The organism is Curtobacterium sp. LFS084, from assembly GCF_047977705.1.
In the GTDB taxonomy this organism is placed as follows: Bacteria; Actinomycetota; Actinomycetes; order Actinomycetales; family Microbacteriaceae; genus Curtobacterium.
In genome coordinates this window covers 1-23721 of the sequence record NZ_JBFPFM010000037.1, presented here as the reverse complement: position 1 = coordinate 23721, position 23721 = coordinate 1, and the positions used below count along the sequence as shown (strand labels likewise).

The following is a 23721-nucleotide window of genomic DNA, read 5'->3' as shown; positions in this document are numbered from 1 at the left end:
GCGAAGGAGACGGCATGCGGGCGGTGCTCGGACTGGACATCGGCACGTCGAGCACGAAGGCACTGCTCGCCCGGCTGGACGGGACGGTCCTCGCCGAAGCGAGCCGACGGCACGACGTCGACCGCCCGGAGCAGGGACTCGTCGAGATGGACGGCGACTCGTGGTGGACGGAGTCCACGACGCTGACACGCGAACTGCTCGCTGCGGTGCCCGACGCCGAGGTCGCGGCCGTCGGCGTGAGCGGGATCGGACCGTGCGTCCTGCTGACCGACGAGGACGACCGTCCGCTGCGGCCCGCAGTCCTGTACGGCGTGGACACGCGCACTGCGGACATGCTCCCCGGCGTGACGGCGGAGCTCGGTGGCGTCGACGTCGTGCGGGCACGGTGCGGCAGCGCCCTGAGCACCCAGGCGGCCGGTGTGAAGCTCGCCTGGCTGGCGCGGAACGAGCCGTCCACGTGGTCACGGGCCGCCCGGTTCACGATGCCGTCCTCCCGCGTGGTCGGACTGCTGACCGGCGAGTACGTGCTCGACCACCACTCGGCGAGCCAGACCACGCCGCTGTACGACGTGCACGAGAACCGCTGGATCCCCGAGTGGTGCGAGCAGCTCGCGCCAGGGCTCTCGATGCCACGCCTGGTGTGGTCGGGTGACCGGGCCGGAGTCGTGACGGCCGAGGCGGCCGCGGCCACGGGCCTCCCGGCCGGCATCCCGGTGACCGCTGGTGCGATCGACGCATGGGCCGAGGGCGTGAGCGTCGGCGAGACCGTGCCCGGGCGCATGTTCCTGCAGTACGGGACCACCATGTTCATGATCGCGCCGACGGCCGAGGCGATCGCGGTGCCCGGGATGTGGACGACGGTCGGAACGCACCCGGGGCAGCCGTGTGTGGCGGGCGGTACGGCGACGTCCGGGGCGATCACCGACTGGTTGCGGCGGCTCGTCGACGGTGACTGGGCGACGATGCTCGACGAGGCCGCGGTGTCCGGGCCGGGCGCCAACGGACTGCTCATGCTGCCGTACTTCGCGGGGGAGCGGACCCCGATCGCCGACCCGCACGCCCGCGGCGTCGTCGCCGGTCTGACTGTGCGGCACACACGGGGCGACCTGTACCGTGCGGCGCTCGAGGCCACGGCGTACGCGGTCCGGCACAACCTCGAGGCGCTCCAGGCCGCTGGCGTCGAGGTACGGGAGCTCGTCGGCGCGGGAGGGGGCCTGCGCGGTGCGCTCTGGCCGACGATCGTCACGGACGTCACCGGGCTGCCCCAGACCGTGCCGAGCGTGACCGTGGGTGCCTCGTACGGGTCGGCGTTCCTCGCGGCCGGCCTGGTGGCGGACGTCGACATCGCGACCTGGAACCCGCCGTCCGAGGTCATCCGTCCGGACCCGGATGCGCACCGGGCGTACGAGGAGGGGTACCGGGACTACCGCGATCTGTACGAGGCCACCGCCGCGGTGGTCCATCGGCTGGCGGAGCGGACGACGCGGTCGGCACAGCACCCCTGAGCGGGCCGACCGCGTCGGTCGTTCAAGCCCGTCGGGACGGGATGATCGAGACCTTGACGCTCGCACCGGCCGAGTCGCCGACCAGGTCGAGTGCTTCCTGGAAGTCCTCCAGCGCGAACTGGTGCGTGCAGATCTCCGACATCGGCAGGGTCTCCGACTCGAGGAGCTTGATGGCCGCCGGCCAGGTGTGCGGACCGAGGTGTGCCCCACGGACGTCGAGCTCCTTGTCGTCGGAGATGATCGACCAGTCCACCGAGACGTTGTCCTTGAAGACCGAGTACTCGACGAAGGTGCCGAGCTTGCGCAGCAGGTTCAGGCCCTGCGGCACGGCCGACGGGTGTCCGGTCGCCTCGATGTAGACGTCGGCACCGTAGCCGTCGGTGAGCTCCTTGACCCGCGCGACGGCGTCCTCCTGGGCGATGTTGATGGTGATGTCCGCGCCGACCTTGCGGGCGAGTTCGAGCTTCGCGTCGACGACGTCGAGCGCGATGATCCGGAGCGGGTTCTTCTGGCGGGTCCCCGCGATCGCGGAGAGGCCGATCGGACCGGCGCCGGCGATGACGACCGTGTCGCCGAACTTGACGTCACCGCGCTCGACCGCGTGGAACGCGCAGGACAGCGGCTCGGCGAACGCCGCGACCTGGCCGGGCAGCTCGCTCGAGACCGGGTGCGTCAGGGCCTTGGTCGGGACGAGGACGAACTCGGCCATGGCGCCGTCGTATCCCTTGAACCCGAACATGTCGTGCACGTTGCACATCCAGTAGCTGCCTTCGAGGCAGTACCGGCACTCCCAGCACGGCACGATCTGCTCGCAGGCGACCCGGTCGCCGATGGACACCTTGCGGGCGGCGAGCGCTGCGTCGTCACCGGCGACCACCGTGCCGACGAACTCGTGGCCGGGGATGCGGTTCGTCTCGGCCCAAGCGGCGCGGTTCTCGTCACCCCAGAACTTGGCTGCGCCGTGGTAGCACTTCAGGTCCGAGGCGCAGATGCCGACCGCGTCCGTACGGAGCAACAGCTCGCCGGGTCCCGGAGTCGGGACGGGTCGCTCCTCGAGTCGGTAGTCGCCAGGGCCGTGGACCACGACGGCGCGCATGGTCGCCGGGAAGGGCTCGGAGCCGGTGCTCGTGGGGGTCGCGGTCGTCGTGGACATGAGTTCTCCATCGGTCGTCGTCCTGCCGCGTCCTCGCGGCGAGGGCGACACTACGCGACGCAGAACAAAAGTCAAGAACAAGATTTCTGATGAGTCGGAACCGTCGCGTGGCCGGACGGATTCGGCGCGTCCACTTGCAGAAATTTCGTTACGCACATAATTTCTGCTTTGCGCCACATTCATGGAGCCGGTCCGCGCCAGCGGAACGACGCAACGGAGCGAACCACGAGGAGCACGCGATGACGCGAGCCGACCACAGCACGCGGCGACCCACGGTCGTCGGAGCCGTCACGGGTGACCGGACGGGGCGGACCGTCCGGGACGGAGCTGAGCGATGAGCGCTTCGGCCACCGTCCGCCGACCCGCCGTGAAGCGCAGGCCGACCAGGAGGATCGTGCTCGTCGCGGTCGTCATCGTCGTGGTCGTCGCGATGGCGCTCTCGACGAAGGTCGTCGGCAAGGGGTCGAGCGTCGGGGCGGGCCCAGCGGCGTTCTCCGCATCGGCCTGGGGCAAGACGAACTTCCCGAAGGTGCAGCAGGCGATCGCGAAGCGGGCCGTCCCCGCCACCGAGCTGGCCCCGGCCGTGCTCGCCGACTCCACCTCAGCTGCGAAGCGGTACGGCGTCGACGCCGGGACCGGTCCGGAGTTCTCCACGACCTTCACCGGGACGGTCGGGAAAGCCCAGGACGGCGTCTACCCCGTGACGGTCGACGGCGTCCCCAGCGGTCTGCTCATCCGGATCCAGACCGGCCCCGCCATCAACGGCACCGACCTCCGCGACGCCCCCGGCACGGTCGAGTTCGGCCAGTTCACGAACCAGATCGACTACCAGAACGCCGGCGCTGCCCTCAACGACCAGCTGAAGAAGCAGGTGCTGGCGAAGGTGGACACCACCGCGCTCGAGGGCAAGGAGGTCACCGTGACGGGTGCATTCCAGCTGATCAACCCGAAGGGCTGGCTCGTCACCCCGTCCGAGCTGGAGGTGCGCGGATGAGCGGCGACGACGCGATCGGGACGGTCGTCCTCGAGGCCGCCGACGTCGTGAAGACGTACGGTGCGACCCGGGCGCTCAAGGGGGTGGCGTTCGCGGTGCACCGCGGGCAGGTGACGACCCTGTTCGGCGAGAACGGCGCGGGCAAGTCGACGCTCATGAAGATCCTGTCCGGCGTCGAGCAGCCCACCTCCGGGACCCTCACGCTGCGCGGCGAGGCCGTGACGTTCGCCGACACCGTGGACGCCCGCGAGCACGGGATCTCGATCATCCACCAGGAGCTGAGCCTGGCACCGAACCTCACGGTGCGCGACAACATCTTCATGGGCCGTGAGCTGCGTGGACCGACCGGGGTCGACTACGCGGAGGAGGCCCGGCAGGCCGCAGTCGTCCTCGCCGAGCTGGGCGAGGACATCGACCCCGGGACACTCGTGTCCGATCTGCGCCTCGGGCAGCAGCAGCTGGTGGAGATCGCTCGGGCACTCTCCGTGGACGCGCGGATCCTCATCATGGACGAGCCGACGAGCGCGCTCTCGGCGTCCGAGGTCGAGGTGCTCTTCACGGTCGTGCGCGACCTGAAGGCCCGAGGTGTGTCGATCGTCTACATCTCGCACCACCTCGAGGAGGCCCTGGAGATCACCGACCATGCCGTGGTGCTCCGCGACGGTTCGGTCACCGCGACGGCCCGACGTGCGGACATCGACCTCGAGTGGGTCGTCCGCGCGATGGTCGGTGACGGTTTCGACCTCGGGTCACCGCCCAGCGGCTACGACTTCGGTGCGCCTGCGCTCACCGTCGAGGACGTCGTCGTCGCCGACCCGGACGTGCCCGGACGGAACGTCGTCGACCACGTCTCGCTCGAGGTCCGCGCCGGCGAGGTCGTCTGCATCTACGGCCTGATGGGCGCCGGTCGCACCGAGCTGCTCGAGGCGGTCGCCGGGCGGACGCCGATCGACGGCGGAGCGGTCCGGAAGGGCGACCGCGACCTTGCTCGACTGTCCATCGCCGAGCGCATCGATGCCGGCCTCGGGCTCGTGCCGGAAGACCGGCAGCGGGACGGCCTCGTCCAGACGATGACCGTCGGGTCGAACATGTCGCTGGCGTCCATCGGTGCCTTCGTTCGTGGGCTCTTCCTGTCCGGCCGGCGTGAGGTGGACCTCGTCACCGACTCGATCCGGACCGTGCACGTGAAGACGGCCGGCGGCGGCGCGATGATCGGCTCACTGAGCGGCGGGAACCAGCAGAAGGTCGTCATCGGCAAGATGCTCGCGACCGATCCGGACGTGATCCTGCTCGACGAACCCAGTCGCGGCATCGACATCGGGGCGAAGGCCGAGGTGTTCCGGCTCCTCGCAGAACGTGCCCGGCAGGGCCTCGCCGTCGTCTACACCACCTCAGAGGTCGGCGAGTGCCTGAGCATCGCCCACCGCATCGTCGTCATGAGCCGTGGGCGGATCGCCGCCGAGTTCGGCTCGGACGTGACCAAGGAAGCGATCATGGCCGCCTCGGGCGAAGCCGTGGTCGCATGACCGCCAGGAACGGAACAACCATGACCACCACGACCGCCGATCGACGGCGTCTCGCCCTCCCCGCCGAGGGCTTCAGCCTGGGACGGATCCTGCTGCAGGGCCGCGCCTACTTCGCCCTCGTCGTCATCATCGTCGTCTTCTCGATCCTGTCGCCGAACTACTTCACGGTGAGCAACCTGCTCACCATGTCGTCGCACGTCGCGGTGTACGCGATCCTCGCGCTCGGCATGCTCCTGGTCATCCTCAACGGCGGCATCGACCTGTCCGTCGGCTCCACCCTGGGCTTCTCGGGGGTGATCGCCGGCTTCCTCATGAAGGGTGTGGCGATCGGTGGGGTGACCCTGTACCCGAAGGTCTGGGTCGTCGTCGTGCTCGCCTGCGCCGCCGGAGCGCTCATCGGCCTCGTCAACGGTGTCCTCGTGGCACGGTTCCGGGTCGCACCGTTCGTCGCCACCCTCGGCATGCTCTACGTCGTCCGCGGCATCGGACTGCTGATGACCAACGGCTTGACCTACAACAACCTCGAGGGCAACGCGGAGCTCGGCAACACCGGGTTCGACTGGCTCGGCTTCAACCGGCTGCTCGGGCTCCCGATCGGTGTGATCGTGATGATCGTCGCCGCCGTCGTCGGATCGCTCCTCCTCAACCGGACCGTCTTCGGCCGCTGGCTGTACGCGTCCGGTGGCAACGAGCGCGCTGCGGAGCTGTCCGGTGTCCCGGTGAAGCGGGTGAAGATCCGTGTCTACGTGCTGTCCGGCCTGTGCGCCGCGATCGCCGGCCTCATCCTGTCGTCCGAGCTCACGAGTGCGAGCCCGACGGCCGGCAGCTCCTACGAGCTGACCGCGATCGCGGCGGTCGTCATCGGCGGTGCGGCGCTGTCCGGCGGCGTCGGCAACGTCCGCGGCACGCTGCTCGGTGCGTTCGTCATCGGCTTCCTGTCGGACGGGCTCGTCATCATCGGCGTCTCCGCCTACTGGCAGACCGTCTTCACCGGTGCCGTGATCGTGTTCGCCGTCCTCCTCAACGCGGTCCAGTACAAGCGTCGCCCCGCCAAGGCCGGCGGCGCGTCCGGACCCGACCAGACCTCTCCCACCGGCACGCAGCCCCCGGCAGCCGTCGGTGAGAAGACCGCCGTCTGACTCCTCCGTCACACGGTCCACAGCGAAAGGAAACCCACCATGAACCGCAAGCTCGCAACGGTGCTCGCAGCGGGAGTCGGACTCAGCCTGGCCCTGACCGGCTGCTCCGCCGGCGGTGCCGCATCCGGCGGCGACGGCTCGTCCAAGAAGGGCGGCCTCATCTCGATCATCGTCAACGACCCGTCGAACCCGTACTGGAAGACGGAGGGCGACGTCGCGTCGGCCGAGGCGAAGTCGCTCGGCTACAAGTCGAACGTCTCGGCGTCGAAGGGTGACACGAACACCGAGAGCAACCTCATCGACACCGCCATCACGAACAAGTCGGTCGCGATCATCCTCGACCCGGCCAACGCCAGCGGGTCCATCGGCGCCGTGAAGAAGGCCGACGCCGCCGGGATCCCGGTCTTCCTCGTGAACGCGGAGATCAACCAGGCGGGTCTCGCCAAGGCGCAGCTCGTCTCGAACAACGCACAGGGTGCCGCGATCGGCGCGCAGCAATGGGTGAAGTCGGTCGGGGACTCGGGCAAGTACGCGGAGCTGTTCGGGGCGCCGTCGGACAACAACGCGCAGACTCGATCGAACGGCTACAAGACCGTCCTGACGCAGTACCCGGACCTCAAGGAGGTCGCCAAGCAGGTCGCGAACTGGGACCGGACGCAGGGCCACGACAAGACCCAGTCGATCCTGCAGGCGAACCCGGACATCAAGGGCATCATCTCCGGCAACGACGAGATGGCGCTGGGCGCGATCGCGGCGCTCAAGGAGGCCGGCAAGCTCGACCAGGTCAAGGTGGGCGGCTTCGACGGATCCCCGGACGCCGTCGACGCGGTGAAGGCTGGCGAGCTCCAGTACACCGTGCTCCAGCCCGTCGCGACCTTCGCGAAGAAGGCCGTCCAGGAAGCCGACGAGTACCTCCGCACCGGCAAGACGGGTGCGGCCCAGGAGAAGCAGGCGTTCGACTGCGTGCTCATCACGAAGGAGAACGCGGACAAGGTCACGCAGCCCTTCACCCTCGCGGAGTGACGCGGCCCTGAACGCGGGCGACGGCCCCGGTCCTGCACCTCGGTACAGGACCGGGGCTGCCCGTCGTCCCGCCGCTGCACGGGAACGGGCGGCGGGAGCGGGGACGGACAGCATCAGCGCCAGCGTCAGCGTCGGTGGTCTGGCAGGTCCGCAACCGACGCCAGGTCCGCGACCGACTCCGCGTCCGCGCACCCGTCCGCCCGCGCGTACCCGTCTGTCGGCGACCGCACGGAGGACCTGCCGGGACGACGAAGGACCTGCCGGGACGACGAAGGACCGAAAGGGACGACGAAGGACCGGAAGGGACGACGAAGGACCGACCGGGACGACGCTTCGTCGTCCCGGTCGGTCCTGGTGCGGGCGAGCCGCGGGCAGCCGCGTGCCGGCTACTCCGCCTCCGCCGTCGCGTCGGTCCCCACCGGAGCGGACCCGTCGTAGGAGCAGATCGCGGCGACCTTCTCGGCGCTCGCCGACGACGGGTCGAACTCGTACCCGAGCCACTCCTTCGCGAGTCGACGTGCCAGCTCGACACCGATGACCCGCTGGCCCATGCAGAGCACCTGCGCGTCGTTCGAGAGCACCGACCGCTCGACACTGAAGGAGTCGTGCGCGGTCACTGCCCGGATGCCCGGGACCTTGTTCGCGCTGATCGCCACCCCGAGCCCGGTGCCGCAGATCAGGATCGCCCGGTCCGCCCTGCCGTCGGCGACCATCCGTGCGGCGTCGACGGCCACGTGCGGGTAGGCGGTGTGTCCGTCGGCATCGACCCCGACGTCCTCGACCGAGGCCACCCGGTCGTCGGCGAGCAGATCGCGCTTGATGACCTCCTTGTAGTCGAAGCCGGCGTCGTCCGAGCCGATCACGAGTCGGTACGTCATGCGTGTGTTCCTTCCAGTCGGTCAGCACGGGTGGCGAGGACCTCGCCGACCCGGGTGAGGATCATCCCCATCGACGTGGCACCCGCGTCGGGGGTGCCCACGCTCTTCTCTGCGAGCGGTCGCGCGCGGCCGATCTTCGGACGCAGCTCGGCGGTCGCGGCCGCCTCGGTGACGGCGATCGCGGCGGCGGCGCGCCATGCGGTCGCGGTGTCCTGGCCGCCCTCGACCCCGGCGCGCAGCGCGTCGACGAAGGGGAGGAGGGCGTCGAGCAGCGTCTTGTCGCCGCGGGAGGCTCGTCCGAGGTGCACGATCGAGTCGGCGAAGGCCTGCGCTGCGTCGACGATGTCCGCGGCCCGGTAGGTCTCGCGGTCGTCGCGGAGCGATCGACCGAACGCCTCGAGGGCTGCACCCCAGAGGACACCGGAGGTGCCGCCCGCGAACTCGGCCCACGCGTCACCGGCGCGTCCGATGACGAACGCGACTCCTGCCTCCCGGTCGAGACGGTCGACGGCCCTGCGGGCCGCGCTCGCGCCCTTGACCATGCCGCGGCCGTGGTCGCCGTCACCGGCGACGGCGTCGATGCGGCCGAGTTCCTCCTCGTGCTCGCGCAGCAGCGCCTCGACCGCGACGAGCGCGTCGCGCGCCGTGTCGGCGGCCTGCCGGGAGGCGGTGGTCGCGTCCGGCACCTCCATCGCCTCCGCCGCGGCGTCCTCCACCGCGTCGGCCGGCACGAGCGCTGCGACCGGCGCTGCCACCTTGCGGTACGCGGGCGTGTAGGCGTCGGCACGCCAGTAGCGCTCGAGCTCGTCGTCGAGCCACTGCAGCGTCAGCGAGCACCCGCCCATGTCCAGGCTGGTGACGAGTTCGCCGACCTCGGGCTCGACGACCTCGAGGCCGGCCTCGGTCAGCAGCGGGAGCACACGCCCCCACAGGAGGAAGAGTTCCTCGTACTTCGTGTCGCCGAGTCCGTTGAGGATCGGGGCCACCCGTGTGGCCCCCGCCGGGCGCTCGGCCAGCAGCCGGTCGACGAGGAGCGATGCGAGCTCGCGCGCCGGCAGCAGCGGGACGTCCTCGATGCCGGGCTCACCGTGGATGCCGAGTCCGAGTCCGAGGTGGCCCTCGGGGACGGAGAACAGCGGCTCGGCGGCGCCGGGCATGGTGCAGCCGGAGAACGCGACGCCGATGGTCCGGGTGGCGGCGTTCGCGGCGTTGCCGACGCGCTCGACGTCGTCCAACGATGCTCCCGCCGCGGCCGCGGCACCCATCGCCTTGAAGACCGAGAAGTCGCCCGCGATACCACGACGACGCGCGGGTTCTTCGGCACTCGCGACGTCGTCGGTGACGATGACGACCCGGGTCGGGATGCCCTCGGCGTTCAGCCGTTCTGCGGCGATCCCGAAGTTCATCACGTCACCGGCGTAGTTCCCGAACGTGAGCACGACGCCCCGGCCTTGGTCGGCGGCCTTCGCCACCGAGTACACCTGCGCGGTCGACGGCGAGGTGAAGACGTTGCCGACGACGGCACCGGTCGCGAACCCCGGTCCGACGATCCCGCAGAACGCGGGGTAGTGTCCCGACCCGCCGCCGACGACGACGGCGACCTGGGGCTCGGCTGCGGCGGTGGGGAGCGCCACCACGCCACCGTGGACACCGCGCACGCGGTCGGCGTAGAGCGCGGTCCAACCGGCGAACTGGTCGTCGGCGAAGTCCTCGGGATCGTCGTGGATGGTCGTCATGCTGGTCCTCCGGTGGTGGTGGGTCGTGGGGCCGGGCGGCGTCGGGACGGCCGACACCGCCCGGGGTCGTGCACCGGGTGGCGGCGGGACGGCCGCTGCCACCCGGGAGCTCAGTGGGCCTTGGTGCCCTGCGGGACACGCAGGAAGTGGACCATCACGAACGCGCAGGCGTACAGGCCGACGAAGGTCCACGTGACCGCCTGGCCACCGCCGCCGAGCGCGAACACCGCCGCGACGACACCGGTGCCGAGGAACGCGGCCCCGCCGGCCGCGGTGGTGTACATCGCCATCGCGGCGCCCTTGTGGTCGGGTGCCAGCGCCGGCATGATCGCGCCCATCGGCACGAAGCCGGCGAGCAGGCAGCCGAAGACGCATCCCGCCACGACCGAGAGCACGTACCCCCAGTCCGATCCGGCGGGGACGAGCTGCGGCACGTACCACCAGGCCACGAGTCCGGTCGCCGATCCGACGATGCCGAACCACTTGACGGTGCGCTGCCAGCCGATGCGGTCGCCGACCCAGCCGAACAGGGCGTTGACGAGGATGTTCGTCGCGTACACGCACACCGTCATCAGGAGCCAGCGACCCTGCCCCCACCCGCGGTCGTCGGCGATCACGGCGGGCAGGACGACGAACATGCCGAACTCGGGTGCCGTGTTGATCAGTCGGACGAGGAATCCCATCAGGACCTTCGGGCGGGTGAGGGTGAGGCGGATGCCGCTCGTCAGGACCCGCCAGGCGGTCTCGCCCTCGGGCGCGATCCGGCGGAACCCGTTCGGCAGGCGGACGCCGAAGAACATGACGAGGAAGCCGATCAGGACGAGGCCGATCGAGGCGATCATGGCGCCGGTCTCCCCGCCCGTACCGCCGCCGAACGCCGGGATCGCGCCGATGGCGAAGAGCGAGCCGAGCGTGGGGAGTCCGCCGGTGAACGCCACGTAGAACCAGCCGACGGCCGAGCCGTTCCGCTCGACGGGCGTGGTGATGTTCACCCACACGAGGAACGCGAACGCGAAGAGCGGGTAGCCGAATCCGCGCAGCGCGTACGACACTGCCGCGAACGGGACGCTGCCGAGCGCGAGGGCGACGAGGAACAGCACCTCGAAGACGACCCACACGCCGAAGCCGAGCACCATGACGCGGCGCGGACCGACCAGGTCGGACAGGGCACCGGACACGTACGAGCCGATGAGCGCAGCGAGGCTGTAGAAGGTCACGATCGTCGCGACGGTGGCCTCAGGGCTACCGAGCACGGCGACCATGTGCGGTGTGATGAAGTTCGACTCGACGCCGTTCCCGGTCATGAAGACCAGCACGGCGACGAACCCGAGCGCGAGCGGCTTCGGGATCCCCATCCGGTCCAGTCGCCCCTCTGGGTGGGTTGCTGGCGCAGTGGTCGGGCGTTGGGTCGTCGTCGACATCCTTGACTCCTGTGTCCTGGTGGTCTGCGAACTGCTGATGACTCTACACTGTTGGAACGTTTGTCCAGAACATAATTTCAACCGACGGTCACGGGATCTGCGAGCACGTCGCCGGGCGTGCGCTCCGGTCGGCACTCCACGCGGCGATACGATCGACGTGTCCGCGCGAACCGATCGCTCGTCGACCGGTGTCGGCGACGTCCCGAAAGGCAGTGCCACATGTCCTCCGACATCACCGCGCCGACGGAGGCCGGGCGCACGCGGTTCCCGCTCGACACCGTCTACCAGGCGGCAAGGATGTACTACCTCGAGGACGCCACCCAGGTGGAGATCGCGTCCAGGCTCGGTGTTTCACGGCCGACCGTGAGCCGGCTCGTCGCGGAGGCCCGCCGGGCTGGACTGGTCCGGATCGAGGTCGTCGACCCCTTCCAGGACGAGACCGTCGCGCTCGCCGAACGACTGCAGGTGGTGCTCGGGCTGCACGCCGTCCACCTCGCTGCGGTCACCCATCCGGCCACGCTCGGCGTCGACCTCGCGGGGGCGGTCGCCACGGCCTTCGAGGGCATGGGGCTCACGGCGGGGGACGCCGTGCTGATGTCGTCCGGCCGGACCGTCTACGACGTCGCGCGCGCCGGGATGCCGCGTCTGTCCGGTGTCCAGCTCGTCCCGACCGTCGGTGGTCAGGCCGACCCGATGCCGTGGTTCCAGACCAACGAGATCACGAGGACGGCCGCTGAGCACTCCGGTGCGATCCCCGCCTTCCTCTTCGCGCAGGCGATACCGTCCCCGGCCATGCGGGCCACACTCGACGAGGACCCTGCGTTCCAGCACGTCGTCGGTCTGTGGAGCAGTGCGAAGGGCGCCGTGCTCGGGATCGGCGCGCCGACCGCGACGCGGGACGCGATCGCACGGGGCGTCCCGGTGGAGGATGCTGCGTTCCAGTACGCGGCTGGTGACGTGTGTCTCAACTTCTTCGCGGCCGACGGCTCGGCGATCGAGTTCCCCGGGAGCGATCGGATGGTCAGGACGTCTCGCGAGGTCCTCGCCGGCATCCCGCACGCCGTCGGCGTCGCGGTCGGTGAGGCGAAGGTGGCGAGCATCATCGGCGCCGTCCGGGGTCGGCTGGTCAACGAGCTCGTGACGGACGCCGCCACGGCGCGAGCCCTCCTCGACGCGCTCGCCTGACGGCGGACCACGCCGGGGTCGGGTGGCGGCGGGCGACGGCACAGTCGTGGCGACCTGTCACGCGTCGCTCGGCGGTCCCGACGCGTGGGACGGGAGGCGCGGGGCGGGCCCGCACCGCGCCTCCCGTCCGCCGGGTGGTGCGTCTACCGCGTGCGCCGCACGTCCCACAGGTGGTGCACCGGGTCGTGCGCGTAGTAGGTGGCGAGCGTGGCGACGGTGAAGGCGCTGCCGTCGGACCGGAGGCCGGTGCGTCCCAGCTGGTCCTCCCGCACGTCGTCGAAGGCCCGGGCAGCACGGTGCGCCGCCTCGCCGAGCTCCCGCACGACGGTGGCGGGGTCCTGCTCGCCGTAGCGGTCCTCGACGGCCGTGGCGTCCTGGTCCCAGTTCGGGAAGGTCGGGGCGTCCTCGGCGAGCATGAGTGCCAACCGCTCGGCCATCTTGCGGTGCACGTCGCGCACGTGCGCGGCGTACTCGAGCGGTGACCAGGTGTTCTCGTCGGGGCGGTCGCGCACGTCCTCACGGTCGAGGATCGCCGGCCACGCCGAGGTGTTCGCGTCGACGATCCCCGGGACGTCGCGGATCGTGACCGCGCTGCCGTCGTAGCCGCACTCGGGGCACGCGGACTCGATGACCCACGTCCAGTTCTTCGTCTCGGGTTCGATCGCCATGGCTGGATGGTACGGCCTGTCACCGTCCGCTCCGATCCGCGTGCCCGAGGCGATCGACGCCGACCCCCGTCCGGGGGACACGCCGGTCCCTGTGAATCACCGGTCAATGACGTTCCGGTCGCTCGGTATCGTCGACGGCTGTTCCCGGGCCGGTACCCGTCGGCCCGCCGATCCTCCGAGGAGAAACGCATGGGTTCCGACCCCAGCAGTACCCCGACCCGACCGCACCGACGGCTCCGCGAGAGCGACGTCACCGTGGTCGACAAGAGCATGATGCGACGAGCCGTCAGCGGCATGGTCGTCGGCAACACCATGGAGTGGTACGACGTCGGCGTCTACGGCTACCTGGCCGTCACGATGGGGAAGGTCTTCCTCCCGACGGCCGAGCCCGCGGTCCAGATCCTGTTCAGCCTCGGTGTCTTCGCGGCCACGTACATCGCCCGGCCGCTCGGCGGCATCGTGTTCGGTCGTCTCGGCGACCGCATCGGGCGGCAGAAGGTCCTCGCGACGACGCTCATCATGATGGCGACGTCGACGTTCCTCATCGGCGCGCTGCCCGCCTACGCCACGATCGGCGTGTTCGCGCCGGTCGTCCTGGTCGTGCTGAAGCTCGCGCAGGGCTTCTCGACCGGTGGCGAGTACGCCGGGGCGACGACGTTCGTGACCGAGTACGCGCCGGACCGTCGCCGCGGGTTCTTCGCGAGCATCCTCGACTTCGGCAGCTACTTCGGCTTCGCGCTCGGCGCGACGGTCGTCTCCGTCCTGCAGATCACCCTCGGCGACGAGGCGATGACCGCGTACGGCTGGCGCTTCCCGTTCCTCGCCGCCGGGGTCATCGGGGTCGTCGCGATCTGGTTCCGCCTGCGCATCGAGGAGTCCCCGGTCTTCCAGGCCACCCAGGCCGCGCAGGAGGCCGCGACCGAGACCCGCGCGTCCTTCGAGGGCGAGCGCCCCGCGAACGTCTTCGCCATGGTCCGTGACCACTGGCGCCCCATCGTCATCGCCGTGATGCTCGTCGCCGCGTCGAACACCGTCGGGTACGCGCTGACCTCGTACATGCCGACGTACCTCACCGACTCGCTCGGCTACTCGGCGCTCGACGGCACGCTGCTCACGATCCCGGTGCTCCTGCTCCTCGCGGTGATGCTCCCGCTCACGGGCAAGCTGTCCGACCGGCTCGGCCGTCGCGTCGTGATGTGGATCGGGGCCGCGACGACCGTCGTGCTCGTCGTGCCGGCGTTCATGCTGATCGGGCACGGCGCGCAGTGGTCGACGCTCGCGGGTCTCGGGCTCCTCGCGCTCATGACCGCGCTGTGGGTGTCGAACCAGGCGGCCTCGCTGCCGGCGCTGTTCCCGACGTCGACGCGCTACGGCGGCATGGGCTTCGCCTACAACATCGCGATCGCGGTGTTCGGCGGGACGACGCCCCTCATCGTGCAGGCCCTGCTCACGGCGACGGGCGACGAGCTCGCGCCGGCGTACTTCCTGATGGCGACGAGCGTCGTCGGGGCGATCGGGGTGTTCTGCATGAAGGAGTCCTCGCGCCGCCCGCTGCCCGGGTCGATGCCGGCGGTGGAGACCGCGGAGGAAGCCCGCGAGCTCGTGCTGACGCAGGACACGAATCCGCACCTCGACCTGGGCGACCTGCCGTTCGCCGCCGAGGACGCCGCCCGCCGTGCCCGCGAGGCCGCGCGCGAGGGCGAGGTGGCCGCGGCGCGCTGACGCCGGGGTGACCGATCGCTCGACTCGGAACGACGAGGTCGATGTCGTACGACATCGACCTCGTCGTTCGTTGCACCCGCGGGTTGTTGCACGGCGGCGGGAACGACATCGTGGTGGTCGTACGACAACGAGGTTGTCGCTCGGCGTCGGGCAGCGCCCGCGTCGCCCGCGTCGGGCAGCGCTCGGCGTCGGGCAGCGCCCGCGTCACTCGTGCCGGTGCTCCTCGGACGCGTCGAGTGCCGGCCACACCGGGAACGGGTCCGCCCACGCGCGCCAGACGTCCGGCCCCGCGAGGAGTTCGTCCGGCGTGAGGAGCGCCCCGTCCAGCGCGCGCTCGATCGCCGGCACGTCGAGTCGCTCGCCGACGAACCAGAGCGCCTGCCCGATCGGGGCGTCGGCGTCCCACGACGGGTTCGCGGTGGGGTCGAGCGCGAGCATCGCCCCGAGGCTCGACCACGACCCGACGTGGTCCGGGCGCGAGGCCAGTCGGAAGAACCCCCGTGACCGCAGCACCCGGCCGTTCCGCCCCGCCGCGAGGTCCCGCTCGATGACCGACGCCAGCCGCCCGGGGTGGAACGGCAGCGGCTCGCGGTAGCGCATGGCGACGAGGCCGTCCCGGGGGTCCCGTCCGCCCGAGCCCGACAGCGCCCGCATCCAGCCCGCTCCGTGCGCGAGGACCCGTGCCGCACCGCCGTTCGACGCGGGTAGGTCGGCGGCGCTCCGGATCGACGATCCGGCCACGACGACCGCCTGCGGGGCGAGCCGGTGCAGCAGCGCGAGGAGGCTGCGACGCCGTCCCACCGGCACCGGGCCGACCCGGTCGAGGACGACGACCGTGGCGTACTCTACGAGGGCCGCCACCCGGTCGGCCGCGACGAAGGCGTCGTCGACGTCGGACCAGAGCAGGTGGGCGACGTCGTCCGCGCGCAGGACGCTGACGATGTGCCGGAGCACCCGGTCGTCGCCGGTCTCCGCGCGCGCGGCGTTCGCGAGCATCATCCCCACGGCGCGGGTGTCGGCACCGGGCGGCAGTGTGACGACGAGGCCGTGGTCGGCGTCCGGTCCGCACACCCGGTCGAGGTGCTCGGCGCGCTCGGCGACGGACCGGGCCGCGGCGACGGCACTCCCGGTGGCGTGCATCCGGTGGCCGACCGAGAGCCGTGCGGCCACCCGGTCGGCGTCGACGTCGTGCATGGCGGAGACGAGGGTGATGGCGGCGGGAAGCATGTGGGCTAATCTACATGATCATCGTTCTCAACAACTAAGACGTCGACGAAGGAGAACCCCGTGAAGGTCCGCAACTCGCTCAAGGCACTCAAGAAGATCCCCGGGTCGCAGGTGGTCCGCCGCCGGGGCCGCGTGTACGTCATCAACAAGCAGAACCCGCGGTGGAACACCCGGCAGGGGTGACGTCACCGGCGTTCCGTAGGGTGGCTCCATGCGACTGCTGCTCATCCGCCACGGCCAGACCCCTGCGAACGTGAACGGTGTCCTCGACGCCGTCGTCCCCGGGCCGGGACTCACCGAACTCGGGCAGCAGCAGGCCGACGCCCTGCCGGCGGCGCTCGCCGACCGGGGGATCGAGCGGCTCTTCGCGTCGACGATGGTCCGGACGCAGATCACCGCGGCACCGCTCGCCGCGTCGCTCGGCCTCGAGCCGGTGGTGCTGCCGGGGCTCCGCGAGATCGAGGCCGGCGACACCCAGGGCAAGCGCGACCAGGTGTCCGTCCAGACGTACATCTCGACCGTGCACGGCTGGTCACTCGGGGACCGCACGACCCGGATGCCCGGCGGCGAGAGCGGCACCGAGTTCTTCGCGCGTTACGACGACGCGGTCCGGCAGATCCTCGCGACCGGCGTCGAGGTGGCGGCCGCGGTCAGCCACGGTGCCGCGATCCGGACGTGGGCGAGCGCCGCCGCCGACAACACCCCGGACCACTTCGGCACGAAGCGCCACCTGGAGAACACCGGGATCGTCGAGCTCGAGGGCTCCTTCGACGACGGCTGGCGCCTCGTCGACTGGGAGGGCGAGCCCGTCGGCGGCGAGCAGCTCATCGACCGGACGGCGCAGGACCCGACCGGCGAGCGGTTCTGACGCGACCGGCAGACGGAACGGGAGGCGCGGGGCCAGCCGGCCCCGCGCCTCCCGTTCCGTGGTCGGTCGCGTGGACTACGCGAGCTGCGACGCCGACGTCAGCGGCACGATCACCCGGTGCGCCTCGCGCAGGACGTCGAGCGTGTGCTGGACCTCGTCCGCACGCTCCTCGGGCGTCCAGCCGAGCGACCCGGCGAGCACGTCCGCCAGCTCGTCGAGCAGGTCGATCGTGACCCCGCCGACGAAGGCGAGGTTCGTGCGCCGCAGGACCACGTCGACCAGGTGCACGGCCTGCTCGCGCTCGGCGAAGTACGCGACCTCGGCACGGGTGAGGCCCGGGTCGGACTCGAGGGGCTCGACGGGGCCGTCGACCAGGACGTCCACGACCTCGGCGGCACGGGTGCCGTAGCGCTCGAGCAGTCCCTCGACGACGGAGGCGTCGAGGCCGTCGCGGTGCGACTTGATCCACAGGGCACGCTGGGCGTCCGTGGTCGGGAAGTCCTTGCCGCCGCCGATCGGCATGCCGGTGGTGTCGACCGTGCGGGTCACGCCGAGCTTGGTCGTGACGTCGGTGGACAGGTGCGCGGCGAGGGCGCGGAAGGTCGTCCACTTGCCGCCGACGAGCGACAGCACGGTCGAGTGCGGCAGCCCGGCGATCGGGGTGTCGACGATCCGGTAGTCGCGCGAGACGAAGCCGGGCGCGGTGTCCTCGTGGCGGGGCAGCGGCCGGATGCCGGAGTAGCTGTAGACGATGTGGTCGCGGGTGAGCGCGATCTGCGGGAAGACGTGCTGCACCAGGCCGAAGAAGTAGTCGATCTCCTCGTCGGTGGTGACGACCGGCTTCGACGGGTCGGCGTCGATGTCCGTCGTGCCGATGAGGACCCGGCCCTTGAGCGGGTAGATGAGCACGATGCGGCCGTCGTTGTTCTCGAAGAACAGCTCGCGGCCCTTCGTCGCCTCGAGCAGCTCGGGGTTGTCGACGACGATGTGGGAGCCCTTCGTGCCGCCCATGAACGTCGTCGCGCCGCCGAACGCCTGGTTCGTCAGGTCGGTCCAGGGGCCGGATGCGTTCACGACGACGTCGGCGGTGAAGACGAACTCCTCGCCGGTCTCCTGGTCGCGGAGCAGGACGCCGCCGTCACGGGTGCCGGCGGCCTCGACGTAGTTGACGGCGCGGGCGGTCGACGCCGAACCCTCGCCCTTCCCCGCGGCGAGCCCGTCCTTGAGCACGTCGAGCGCGAGGCGCTCCGGCTCGTGCACCGACGCGTCGTAGTAGGTGCCCGTGTACTTGAGGTCCTTGTTGAGCGCCGGCATGTCCTCGAGCGCCGCCTTCTTCGTGAGGAAGCGGTGCTTCGGGACGGAGCCGCCGTCGCGCGAGAAGGAGTCGTAGATCGTCATGCCGATCTTGATGAGCGCGGCGCCGCGCTCCTTCGTCGAGCGCTGCTTGTGCGTGAGCATCCGCAGCGGGGCGTTCATGATGCCCGAGAACGTCGAGAAGATCGGCATCGTCGTCTGCAGCGGCTTGACGTAGTGCGGGGCGATCCGGATGAGGCCGTTGCGCTCCTGCACGCTCTCGCGGACGAGACGGAACTCGCCGTTCTCGAGGTAGCGGATGCCGCCGTGGATCATGTGGCTCGAGGCGGCGGACGCACCCGAGGCGTAGTCGCCGCGCTCGACGAGGGCGACGTCGACGCCCTGCAGGGCGAGGTCGCGGAAGGTGGCGATGCCGTTGATGCCGCCACCGACCACGAGGACCTGTGCGTTCGGGCGCTCCGTGAGCGCGTTCACCGTGTTCCGGGGCTGCGTCTTCTTCGACATTGGTGCGTCGCTTCCTTCGTGGGTTCCGTGGTGGTTCGTCATCGATCGTGCGCTTCGGTGAGAGGGCGGGCAACTCGCGTGCACGAACGTGCAGCACACGTGTCCGGAGTGGCCGGAGGAGGGCCGGGAGGCGCGACAGGGGTTGCAGAGGCCGTGCACGTCCGTGCATGCTCAGTTCCCATGAGTGACGCAGCGCAGCCCATGCGCACGCAGCAGGCGCTGCGCGCCGCGCACCTGTACTACCTGCAGGACCTGACGATGGACGCGATCGCCGACGAGCTCGGCACCTCGCGGTCCTCGGTCTCCCGCCTGCTCAAGTACGCGAGGGACACCGGGCTCGTCGACATCCAGATCCGCTCGCCGCTCGACCAGGCCGCGGCGCTCAGCCGGAGCATCCGCTCGCGCTTCGGGGTGCACGCGCACGTCGTCCCGGTGCCGGACCACACGAGCGACGTCGACCGGCTCGAACGCGTCGCCCTGTCCGCTGCGCGCATCCTGACGCAGTACGTCGAGTCGAACATGGTGATCGGGATCTCGTGGGGTTCGACCGTGAGTGCGGTGAGCCGGTACCTCGTGCCGAAGACCACCCACGGCTCGACGGTCGTCCAGATCAACGGCGCCGCGAACACCCGGACGACCGGCATCGTCTACGCGTCCGAGATCCTCCGCCGGTTCGGCGAGGCGTACGGCGCGTTCGTGCAGCAGTTCCCCGTCCCGGCGTTCTTCGACGACCCCGCCACGAAGCAGGCGCTCTTCCGCGAGCGGTCGATCCGCCGGGTGCTCGACCTGCACGAGCGGATGGACCTGGTGGTCTTCGGCGTCGGGGCGCCCCAGGCGCCCGTGCCCTCGCACGTCTACTCCGGCGGGTACCTCGACCCGTCCGACCGCGACGAGCTCACCAAGGCGCAGGTCGTCGGCGACGTCTCGACGGTGTTCTACCGGGCGGACGGGTCGTGGAAGGACATCGGGGTGAACGCCCGCGCCGGTGCCCCGGACCTCGACACGATCAAGCGCGCGCCGCGCCGGGTCTGCGTCGTCGCCGGACGCTCGAAGGCCGCGTCGCTGAAGGGTGCGCTCGCCGCGGGGCTGATCACGGACCTCATCCTCGACGAGAGCGTCGGACAGGCGATCCTGCAGCCCTGAACGGTCCGGGTCCTCCGGACCGCGGGCCCGGATTGTCGGTGGTGCCCCGTAGGTTCCTCGACATGGTCGCCACGATGGACACCCGCCACGCCGCCGGCGTTCGCCGGTCCGGGGACACGCGGTACTCCCGGCGCATCGCCGGCACCGACGTCGACCAGGCGCTCGCCTTCTTCGCCGGTGACTACGCCTTCCGCTCGCCCGCCGTCCGCCGCACCCGCACCGACACCCGGTGGGAGTTCGCGGGCGTCGGCGACGACCGGCTGTCCCTCCGCTCGTCGCGGTTCCTCGTTGACCTGCGGAGCGACAGCCGTGTCGACGACGCGTTCCTCGTCGCCTGGCTGCGGAGCGGGGCGAGCACGATCTCGTACGACGGCGCGGACGTCCACCTCGAGCCGGGCGTGCCGGTCGTGCTGCCCTTCGCCGACACCTACGCGCTCCACCACCGCGACATCGGGCTGAACCTCGTGCACCTCGACGCCGGGTTCGTGCGCTCGGTCGTCGGCGACGACGACTTCGCCTTCGAGCCGCTCCGCCGTCCGACGGTCGAGGGCATGCGCGCGTGGCAGTCGGTCGTGCGGGCACACTCGGCGACGTGGCTCGACGTCGGGAACGAACTGACCGCCCTCGCCCAGCGGGACATCGCCGAGGCGTTCGTGCGCGCGGCCGTCGCGGCCTTCCCGGAACGGAGCCGCTGGCGCACGTCGGTCACCGGCAGCGGGCCCGAGCACGCCCGGCTCCGTCGTGCCCTCGAGTACGTGCACGAGCACGCCCGCGAGCCGATCGGCACGCCGGAGATCGCCGCCGCGGCCGGCCTGAGTCCGCGCGGCCTGCAGCAGTCGCTCCGGCGGCACCTCGACCAGACGCCGGGCGACCTGCTCCGCAGCGTCCGGCTCGACGGCGCCCGCGCGGACCTGGTGCGCGGCGACCGCGACGCGACCTCGGTGGCCGACATCGCGCGGGCGTGGGGGTTCGGACACCTCGGACGCTTCTCGGCGACGTACCGGGCGCGGTTCGGCGAGCTGCCGAGCGAGTCGCTGCGCGCGCACTGACCCCGGCGTCCGCCGCGCTGTCGTAGCGTGGCCGGATGGACACCGTCGTCACCGCCCTCCGCTCCGCCCTCGCCGATCCGGACGGCACCCTCGTCCGGACCGAGCGGGACGTGCTCGACGCCGCGCGGACCGACAAGTCCGGCTGGGTCGCCCCCGGTGGCCCCGTCGCGGTCGTCGAGGCCCGGACGGTCGAGCACGTGCAGGCCACGCTCCGCACGTGCTCGGCGCTCGGGGTCCCCGTGGTCCCGCGCGGTGCGGGCACCGGCCTCGCCGGCGGCGCGAACGGCACCGAGGGCACGGTCGTGCTCAGCGTCGCCCGGATGGACCGCATCGTGCGGGTCTCGGTCGACGACGAGTACGCGGTGGTGGAGCCCGGGGTGCTGAACGGCGACCTCAACGCCGCGGTGGCCGAGCACGGGCTGCGGTTCGCCCCGGACCCGGCGAGTGCGGCCATCGCGAGCGTCGGCGGCAACATCGCCACCAACGCCGGCGGGCTGCGGTGCGTCAAGTACGGCGTCACGCGGGAAGCGGTGCTCGGGCTCGACGTCGTGCTCGCGGACGGACGACTCGTCTCGACCGGACACCGCACCGTCAAGGGCGTCACCGGACTCGACCTCACGGCGCTGCTCGTCGGGTCCGAGGGCACGCTCGGGGTGATCGTCGGCGCGACCGTCCGGCTCGTGCCGGTCCCGGCGGGGGAGCCGGCCACCCTCGGCGCCGTCTACCCGAGCGTCGAGGCGGCGGCGCGTGCCGCGGCGTCCGTCGTGGCGGGAGCGGACCGGCCGTCCACGGTCGAGCTGCTCGACGCCGCCGCGCTCGAGGGGATCGCCGCCCACCTCGGGCCGCAGGTGATCGCCGAGACCGTTGGGAGCACCGCGGCGGGCGGGGTGTTCCTCCTCGTGGAGTACGACGGACCGGGCGCGACCGAGGCCGCGCTGGGTGCCGTGCCGCGCCTCCAGGCCGAAGGCGGGACCGTGCACCTGGCCGGCTCCGCGGCGGAACGCGACCGCCTGCTGACGATCCGGCGGTCGTTCCACCCGGCCATGGAGGCGCGGGGCCGCGTCCTCATCGAGGACGTCGCGGTGCCGCGCAGCCGGCTGGCCGAGATGTTCGCGCGCGTCGAGGCGATCGGTGCGGCGTACGGCATCGCGATCCCGACCGTCGCGCATGCCGGTGACGGCAACCTGCACCCGAACTTCGTGTTCGCGGGCGACGAGGTGCCGCAGCACGTGTGGGACGCGGCCGACGCGATGTTCCGCGCGGCGATCGAGCTCGGCGGGACGCTGACGGGGGAGCACGGGGTGGGCGTCCTCAAACGGCGGTGGATCGGCGACGAGCTCGGGGACGACGTGCTCGAGCTGCAGCGCGGGATCCGACGGGTGTTCGACCCCGCGGGGATCCTGAACCCGGGCAAGGTGTTCTGACCGTTCCGCCGAATCCTGTCGGACGATTTCGCGCTCGATCGCTCGGATGTTCGGAGGAAACGTCGCCGTAACGAATCCGGCGCTCAATGGTGAGGACGTACGCACCGCCCACGAAGGAGTCCGCAATGCTCATCGGCGTCCCCACCGAGATCAAGAACAACGAATTCCGCGTCGCCGCCACCCCGGCCGGCGTCGCCGAGCTGGCGCTACACGGCCACGAGGTGCTCGTGCAGTCGGGAGCCGGGGACGGGTCCTCGTTCCCCGACGCCGAGTACGCGGCCGCCGGCGCGACGATCGTCCCGACGGCCGCCGAGGTCTGGGCGCGTGCCGAGATGATCCTCAAGGTCAAGGAGCCGGTCGCCGCCGAGTACGCGTCGATCCGCCCGGGCCAGGTCCTGTTCACGTACCTGCACCTCGCTGCGGACCGACCGCTGACCGACGCGTTGATCGACTCCGGTGCGACGGCCATCGCGTACGAGACCGTCCAGCTGCCGGACCGGTCGCTGCCGCTGCTGTCGCCGATGTCCGAGATCGCCGGTCGGCTGTCGGCGCAGGTCGGTGCGAACCACCTCATGCGGGCGCACGGCGGGCGCGGGCTGCTGCTCGGCGGCGTCCCCGGTACCCCGAAGGGCCGTGTCGTCGTCATCGGCGGCGGGGTCGCGGGGGAGCACGCCGCGACGATGGCGCTCGGCCTCGGCGCCGAGGTCACCGTGTTCGACATCAGCCTGCCGCGCCTGCGTGCCCTCGACGCCCGGTTCGACGGCCGCGTCACGACGCTGCGCTCCTCGGCGCACGCGATCGCCTCGGCCCTGCGCGACGCCGACCTCGTGATCGGCTCGGTGCTCATCCCCGGGGCCTCGGCGCCGAAGCTCGTGACCGACGCCATGGTGGCGGACATGCAGCCCGGGTCGGTGCTCGTCGACATTGCGATCGACCAGGGCGGCTGCTTCGAGGGCTCGCACCCGACCACCCACGACGACCCGACGTTCGCCGTGCACGACACCGTGTTCTACTGCGTGGCGAACATGCCGGGAGCGGTGCCGCGCACCTCAACGATCTCGCTGACGAACGCGACGCTGCCGTACGCCGTCGCGATCGCGAACCAGGGGTGGGAGGCGGCGACGGCGGCGGACCCGGCCCTGGCGCTCGGGGTGAACGTGCACGCGGGGCAGGTCGTGAACGCCGCCGTGGCCGAGGCGCACGGCCTGGCGGCCGCGGCGCGCTAGCCGCGCGGGCGCTGCG

20 protein-coding genes are annotated in these 23721 nt (G+C 71.3%); 13 read left to right on the top strand and 7 right to left on the bottom strand.

Annotated elements, in window-relative coordinates; genetic code table 11:
- The first annotated feature begins 14 nt into the window (after positions 1-14).
- Positions 15-1505, top strand: coding sequence for a xylulokinase (locus ACNQOV_RS15340; protein WP_031261247.1), 1491 nt, complete (start codon positions 15-17; stop codon positions 1503-1505).
- A 22-nt stretch (positions 1506-1527) separates the two neighbouring features.
- On the opposite strand, the gene ACNQOV_RS15335 is transcribed toward ACNQOV_RS15340, so the two are convergent.
- Positions 1528-2658, bottom strand: coding sequence for a zinc-binding dehydrogenase (locus ACNQOV_RS15335; protein WP_022905636.1), 1131 nt, complete (start codon positions 2656-2658; stop codon positions 1528-1530).
- A 334-nt stretch (positions 2659-2992) separates the two neighbouring features.
- Here ACNQOV_RS15335 and ACNQOV_RS15330 point away from each other — a divergent pair, with 334 nt between their 5' ends.
- The 4 genes from ACNQOV_RS15330 to ACNQOV_RS15315 are packed head-to-tail and all read left to right on the top strand — an operon-like array spanning position 2993 to position 7340.
- Positions 2993-3652, top strand: a complete 660-nt coding sequence (locus ACNQOV_RS15330; RefSeq protein WP_416395571.1) for a DUF2291 family protein — start codon at positions 2993-2995, stop codon at positions 3650-3652.
- Positions 3649-5178: a sugar ABC transporter ATP-binding protein gene (locus ACNQOV_RS15325; RefSeq protein ID WP_022905633.1), complete on the top strand. Its 1530-nt coding sequence runs from the start codon at positions 3649-3651 to the stop codon at positions 5176-5178. The genes ACNQOV_RS15330 and ACNQOV_RS15325 overlap by 4 nt, the downstream gene beginning before the upstream one ends.
- A 20-nt stretch (positions 5179-5198) precedes the next feature.
- Complete coding sequence (locus ACNQOV_RS15320) at positions 5199-6317, top strand: ABC transporter permease (protein ID WP_022905632.1); 1119 nt, start codon at positions 5199-5201, stop codon at positions 6315-6317.
- Between the two features lie 39 nt (positions 6318-6356).
- Positions 6357-7340 (top strand): D-ribose ABC transporter substrate-binding protein, encoded by a 984-nt coding sequence (locus ACNQOV_RS15315; protein ID WP_402269091.1) that lies wholly within the window; start codon positions 6357-6359, stop codon positions 7338-7340.
- A 386-nt stretch (positions 7341-7726) separates the two neighbouring features.
- On the opposite strand, the gene ACNQOV_RS15310 is transcribed toward ACNQOV_RS15315, so the two are convergent.
- The 3 genes from ACNQOV_RS15310 to ACNQOV_RS15300 all read right to left on the bottom strand — a co-directional run bounded on the left by ACNQOV_RS15310 (position 7727) and on the right by ACNQOV_RS15300 (position 11309).
- A complete protein-coding gene (locus ACNQOV_RS15310; RefSeq protein ID WP_402269093.1) occupies positions 7727-8218 on the bottom strand; it encodes a ribose-5-phosphate isomerase in 492 nt (163 codons plus the stop codon).
- Entirely contained in the window at positions 8215-9954 is a 1740-nt protein-coding gene (locus tag ACNQOV_RS15305; RefSeq protein ID WP_416395569.1) for a dihydroxyacetone kinase family protein, read from the bottom strand. Before ACNQOV_RS15305 ends, ACNQOV_RS15310 begins: the two co-directional genes overlap by 4 nt.
- A gap of 110 nt (positions 9955-10064) precedes the next feature.
- Positions 10065-11309: an RbtT/DalT/CsbX family MFS transporter gene (locus ACNQOV_RS15300; protein ID WP_083857838.1), complete on the bottom strand. Its 1245-nt coding sequence runs from the start codon at positions 11307-11309 to the stop codon at positions 10065-10067.
- A gap of 285 nt (positions 11310-11594) precedes the next feature.
- Here ACNQOV_RS15300 and ACNQOV_RS15295 point away from each other — a divergent pair, with 285 nt between their 5' ends.
- On the top strand, positions 11595-12560 hold the full coding sequence (locus ACNQOV_RS15295; RefSeq protein WP_402269096.1) for a sugar-binding transcriptional regulator: 966 nt from the start codon (positions 11595-11597) through the stop codon (positions 12558-12560).
- A gap of 143 nt (positions 12561-12703) precedes the next feature.
- On the opposite strand, the gene ACNQOV_RS15290 is transcribed toward ACNQOV_RS15295, so the two are convergent.
- Complete coding sequence (locus ACNQOV_RS15290) at positions 12704-13228, bottom strand: DinB family protein (RefSeq protein WP_416395567.1); 525 nt, start codon at positions 13226-13228, stop codon at positions 12704-12706.
- Positions 13229-13417: 189 nt separating this feature from the next.
- Between ACNQOV_RS15290 and ACNQOV_RS15285 the strand changes: the two genes are divergently transcribed.
- Complete coding sequence (locus ACNQOV_RS15285) at positions 13418-14950, top strand: MFS transporter (protein WP_416395565.1); 1533 nt, start codon at positions 13418-13420, stop codon at positions 14948-14950.
- Between the two features lie 204 nt (positions 14951-15154).
- On the opposite strand, the gene ACNQOV_RS15280 is transcribed toward ACNQOV_RS15285, so the two are convergent.
- Positions 15155-16177 carry a GTP-binding protein gene (locus ACNQOV_RS15280; RefSeq protein WP_416395563.1) on the bottom strand — a complete coding sequence of 341 codons (1023 nt, stop codon included), beginning with the start codon at positions 16175-16177 and terminating at the stop codon, positions 15155-15157.
- Positions 16178-16237: 60 nt separating this feature from the next.
- Between ACNQOV_RS15280 and ykgO the strand changes: the two genes are divergently transcribed.
- On the top strand, positions 16238-16360 hold the full coding sequence (gene ykgO, locus ACNQOV_RS15275) for a type B 50S ribosomal protein L36 (RefSeq protein ID WP_022905672.1): 123 nt from the start codon (positions 16238-16240) through the stop codon (positions 16358-16360).
- A 28-nt stretch (positions 16361-16388) separates the two neighbouring features.
- A complete protein-coding gene (locus tag ACNQOV_RS15270) occupies positions 16389-17045 on the top strand; it encodes a histidine phosphatase family protein (protein WP_022905671.1) in 657 nt (218 codons plus the stop codon).
- Between the two features lie 75 nt (positions 17046-17120).
- Here the strand turns inward: ACNQOV_RS15270 and ACNQOV_RS15265 are convergent, their stop codons facing one another.
- On the bottom strand, positions 17121-18863 hold the full coding sequence (locus tag ACNQOV_RS15265) for a glycerol-3-phosphate dehydrogenase/oxidase (protein ID WP_022905766.1): 1743 nt from the start codon (positions 18861-18863) through the stop codon (positions 17121-17123).
- Between the two features lie 180 nt (positions 18864-19043).
- Here ACNQOV_RS15265 and ACNQOV_RS15260 point away from each other — a divergent pair, with 180 nt between their 5' ends.
- From ACNQOV_RS15260 to ald, 4 genes are all read left to right on the top strand, one after another.
- A complete protein-coding gene (locus tag ACNQOV_RS15260; RefSeq protein ID WP_022905765.1) occupies positions 19044-20006 on the top strand; it encodes a sugar-binding transcriptional regulator in 963 nt (320 codons plus the stop codon).
- A gap of 62 nt (positions 20007-20068) precedes the next feature.
- Entirely contained in the window at positions 20069-21055 is a 987-nt protein-coding gene (locus ACNQOV_RS15255; protein ID WP_022905764.1) for a helix-turn-helix transcriptional regulator, read from the top strand.
- A gap of 35 nt (positions 21056-21090) precedes the next feature.
- Complete coding sequence (locus ACNQOV_RS15250; RefSeq protein WP_416395560.1) at positions 21091-22479, top strand: FAD-binding oxidoreductase; 1389 nt, start codon at positions 21091-21093, stop codon at positions 22477-22479.
- A 125-nt stretch (positions 22480-22604) separates the two neighbouring features.
- Positions 22605-23705, top strand: coding sequence for an alanine dehydrogenase (gene ald / locus ACNQOV_RS15245; RefSeq protein ID WP_416395558.1), 1101 nt, complete (start codon positions 22605-22607; stop codon positions 23703-23705).
- The last annotated feature ends 16 nt before the right edge of the window (positions 23706-23721 follow it).

Coding starts and splice junctions, on each gene's coding strand:
- ACNQOV_RS15270 (WP_022905671.1), top strand. CDS start 16,389: ATGCGACTGCTGCTCATCCGCCACGGCCAGACCCCTGCGAACGTGAAC.
- ACNQOV_RS15265 (WP_022905766.1), bottom strand. CDS start 18,863: ATGTCGAAGAAGACGCAGCCCCGGAACACGGTGAACGCGCTCACGGAG.
- ACNQOV_RS15310 (WP_402269093.1), bottom strand. CDS start 8,218: ATGACGTACCGACTCGTGATCGGCTCGGACGACGCCGGCTTCGACTAC.
- ACNQOV_RS15260 (WP_022905765.1), top strand. CDS start 19,044: ATGAGTGACGCAGCGCAGCCCATGCGCACGCAGCAGGCGCTGCGCGCC.
- ACNQOV_RS15295 (WP_402269096.1), top strand. CDS start 11,595: ATGTCCTCCGACATCACCGCGCCGACGGAGGCCGGGCGCACGCGGTTC.
- ACNQOV_RS15255 (WP_022905764.1), top strand. CDS start 20,069: ATGGTCGCCACGATGGACACCCGCCACGCCGCCGGCGTTCGCCGGTCC.
- ACNQOV_RS15285 (WP_416395565.1), top strand. CDS start 13,418: ATGGGTTCCGACCCCAGCAGTACCCCGACCCGACCGCACCGACGGCTC.
- ACNQOV_RS15340 (WP_031261247.1), top strand. CDS start 15: ATGCGGGCGGTGCTCGGACTGGACATCGGCACGTCGAGCACGAAGGCA.
- ACNQOV_RS15335 (WP_022905636.1), bottom strand. CDS start 2,658: ATGTCCACGACGACCGCGACCCCCACGAGCACCGGCTCCGAGCCCTTC.
- ACNQOV_RS15290 (WP_416395567.1), bottom strand. CDS start 13,228: ATGGCGATCGAACCCGAGACGAAGAACTGGACGTGGGTCATCGAGTCC.
- ACNQOV_RS15300 (WP_083857838.1), bottom strand. CDS start 11,309: ATGGGGATCCCGAAGCCGCTCGCGCTCGGGTTCGTCGCCGTGCTGGTC.
- ACNQOV_RS15250 (WP_416395560.1), top strand. CDS start 21,091: ATGGACACCGTCGTCACCGCCCTCCGCTCCGCCCTCGCCGATCCGGAC.
- ACNQOV_RS15330 (WP_416395571.1), top strand. CDS start 2,993: ATGAGCGCTTCGGCCACCGTCCGCCGACCCGCCGTGAAGCGCAGGCCG.
- ACNQOV_RS15315 (WP_402269091.1), top strand. CDS start 6,357: ATGAACCGCAAGCTCGCAACGGTGCTCGCAGCGGGAGTCGGACTCAGC.
- ACNQOV_RS15320 (WP_022905632.1), top strand. CDS start 5,199: ATGACCACCACGACCGCCGATCGACGGCGTCTCGCCCTCCCCGCCGAG.
- ald (WP_416395558.1), top strand. CDS start 22,605: ATGCTCATCGGCGTCCCCACCGAGATCAAGAACAACGAATTCCGCGTC.
- ACNQOV_RS15280 (WP_416395563.1), bottom strand. CDS start 16,177: ATGCTTCCCGCCGCCATCACCCTCGTCTCCGCCATGCACGACGTCGAC.
- ACNQOV_RS15305 (WP_416395569.1), bottom strand. CDS start 9,954: ATGACGACCATCCACGACGATCCCGAGGACTTCGCCGACGACCAGTTC.
- ACNQOV_RS15325 (WP_022905633.1), top strand. CDS start 3,649: ATGAGCGGCGACGACGCGATCGGGACGGTCGTCCTCGAGGCCGCCGAC.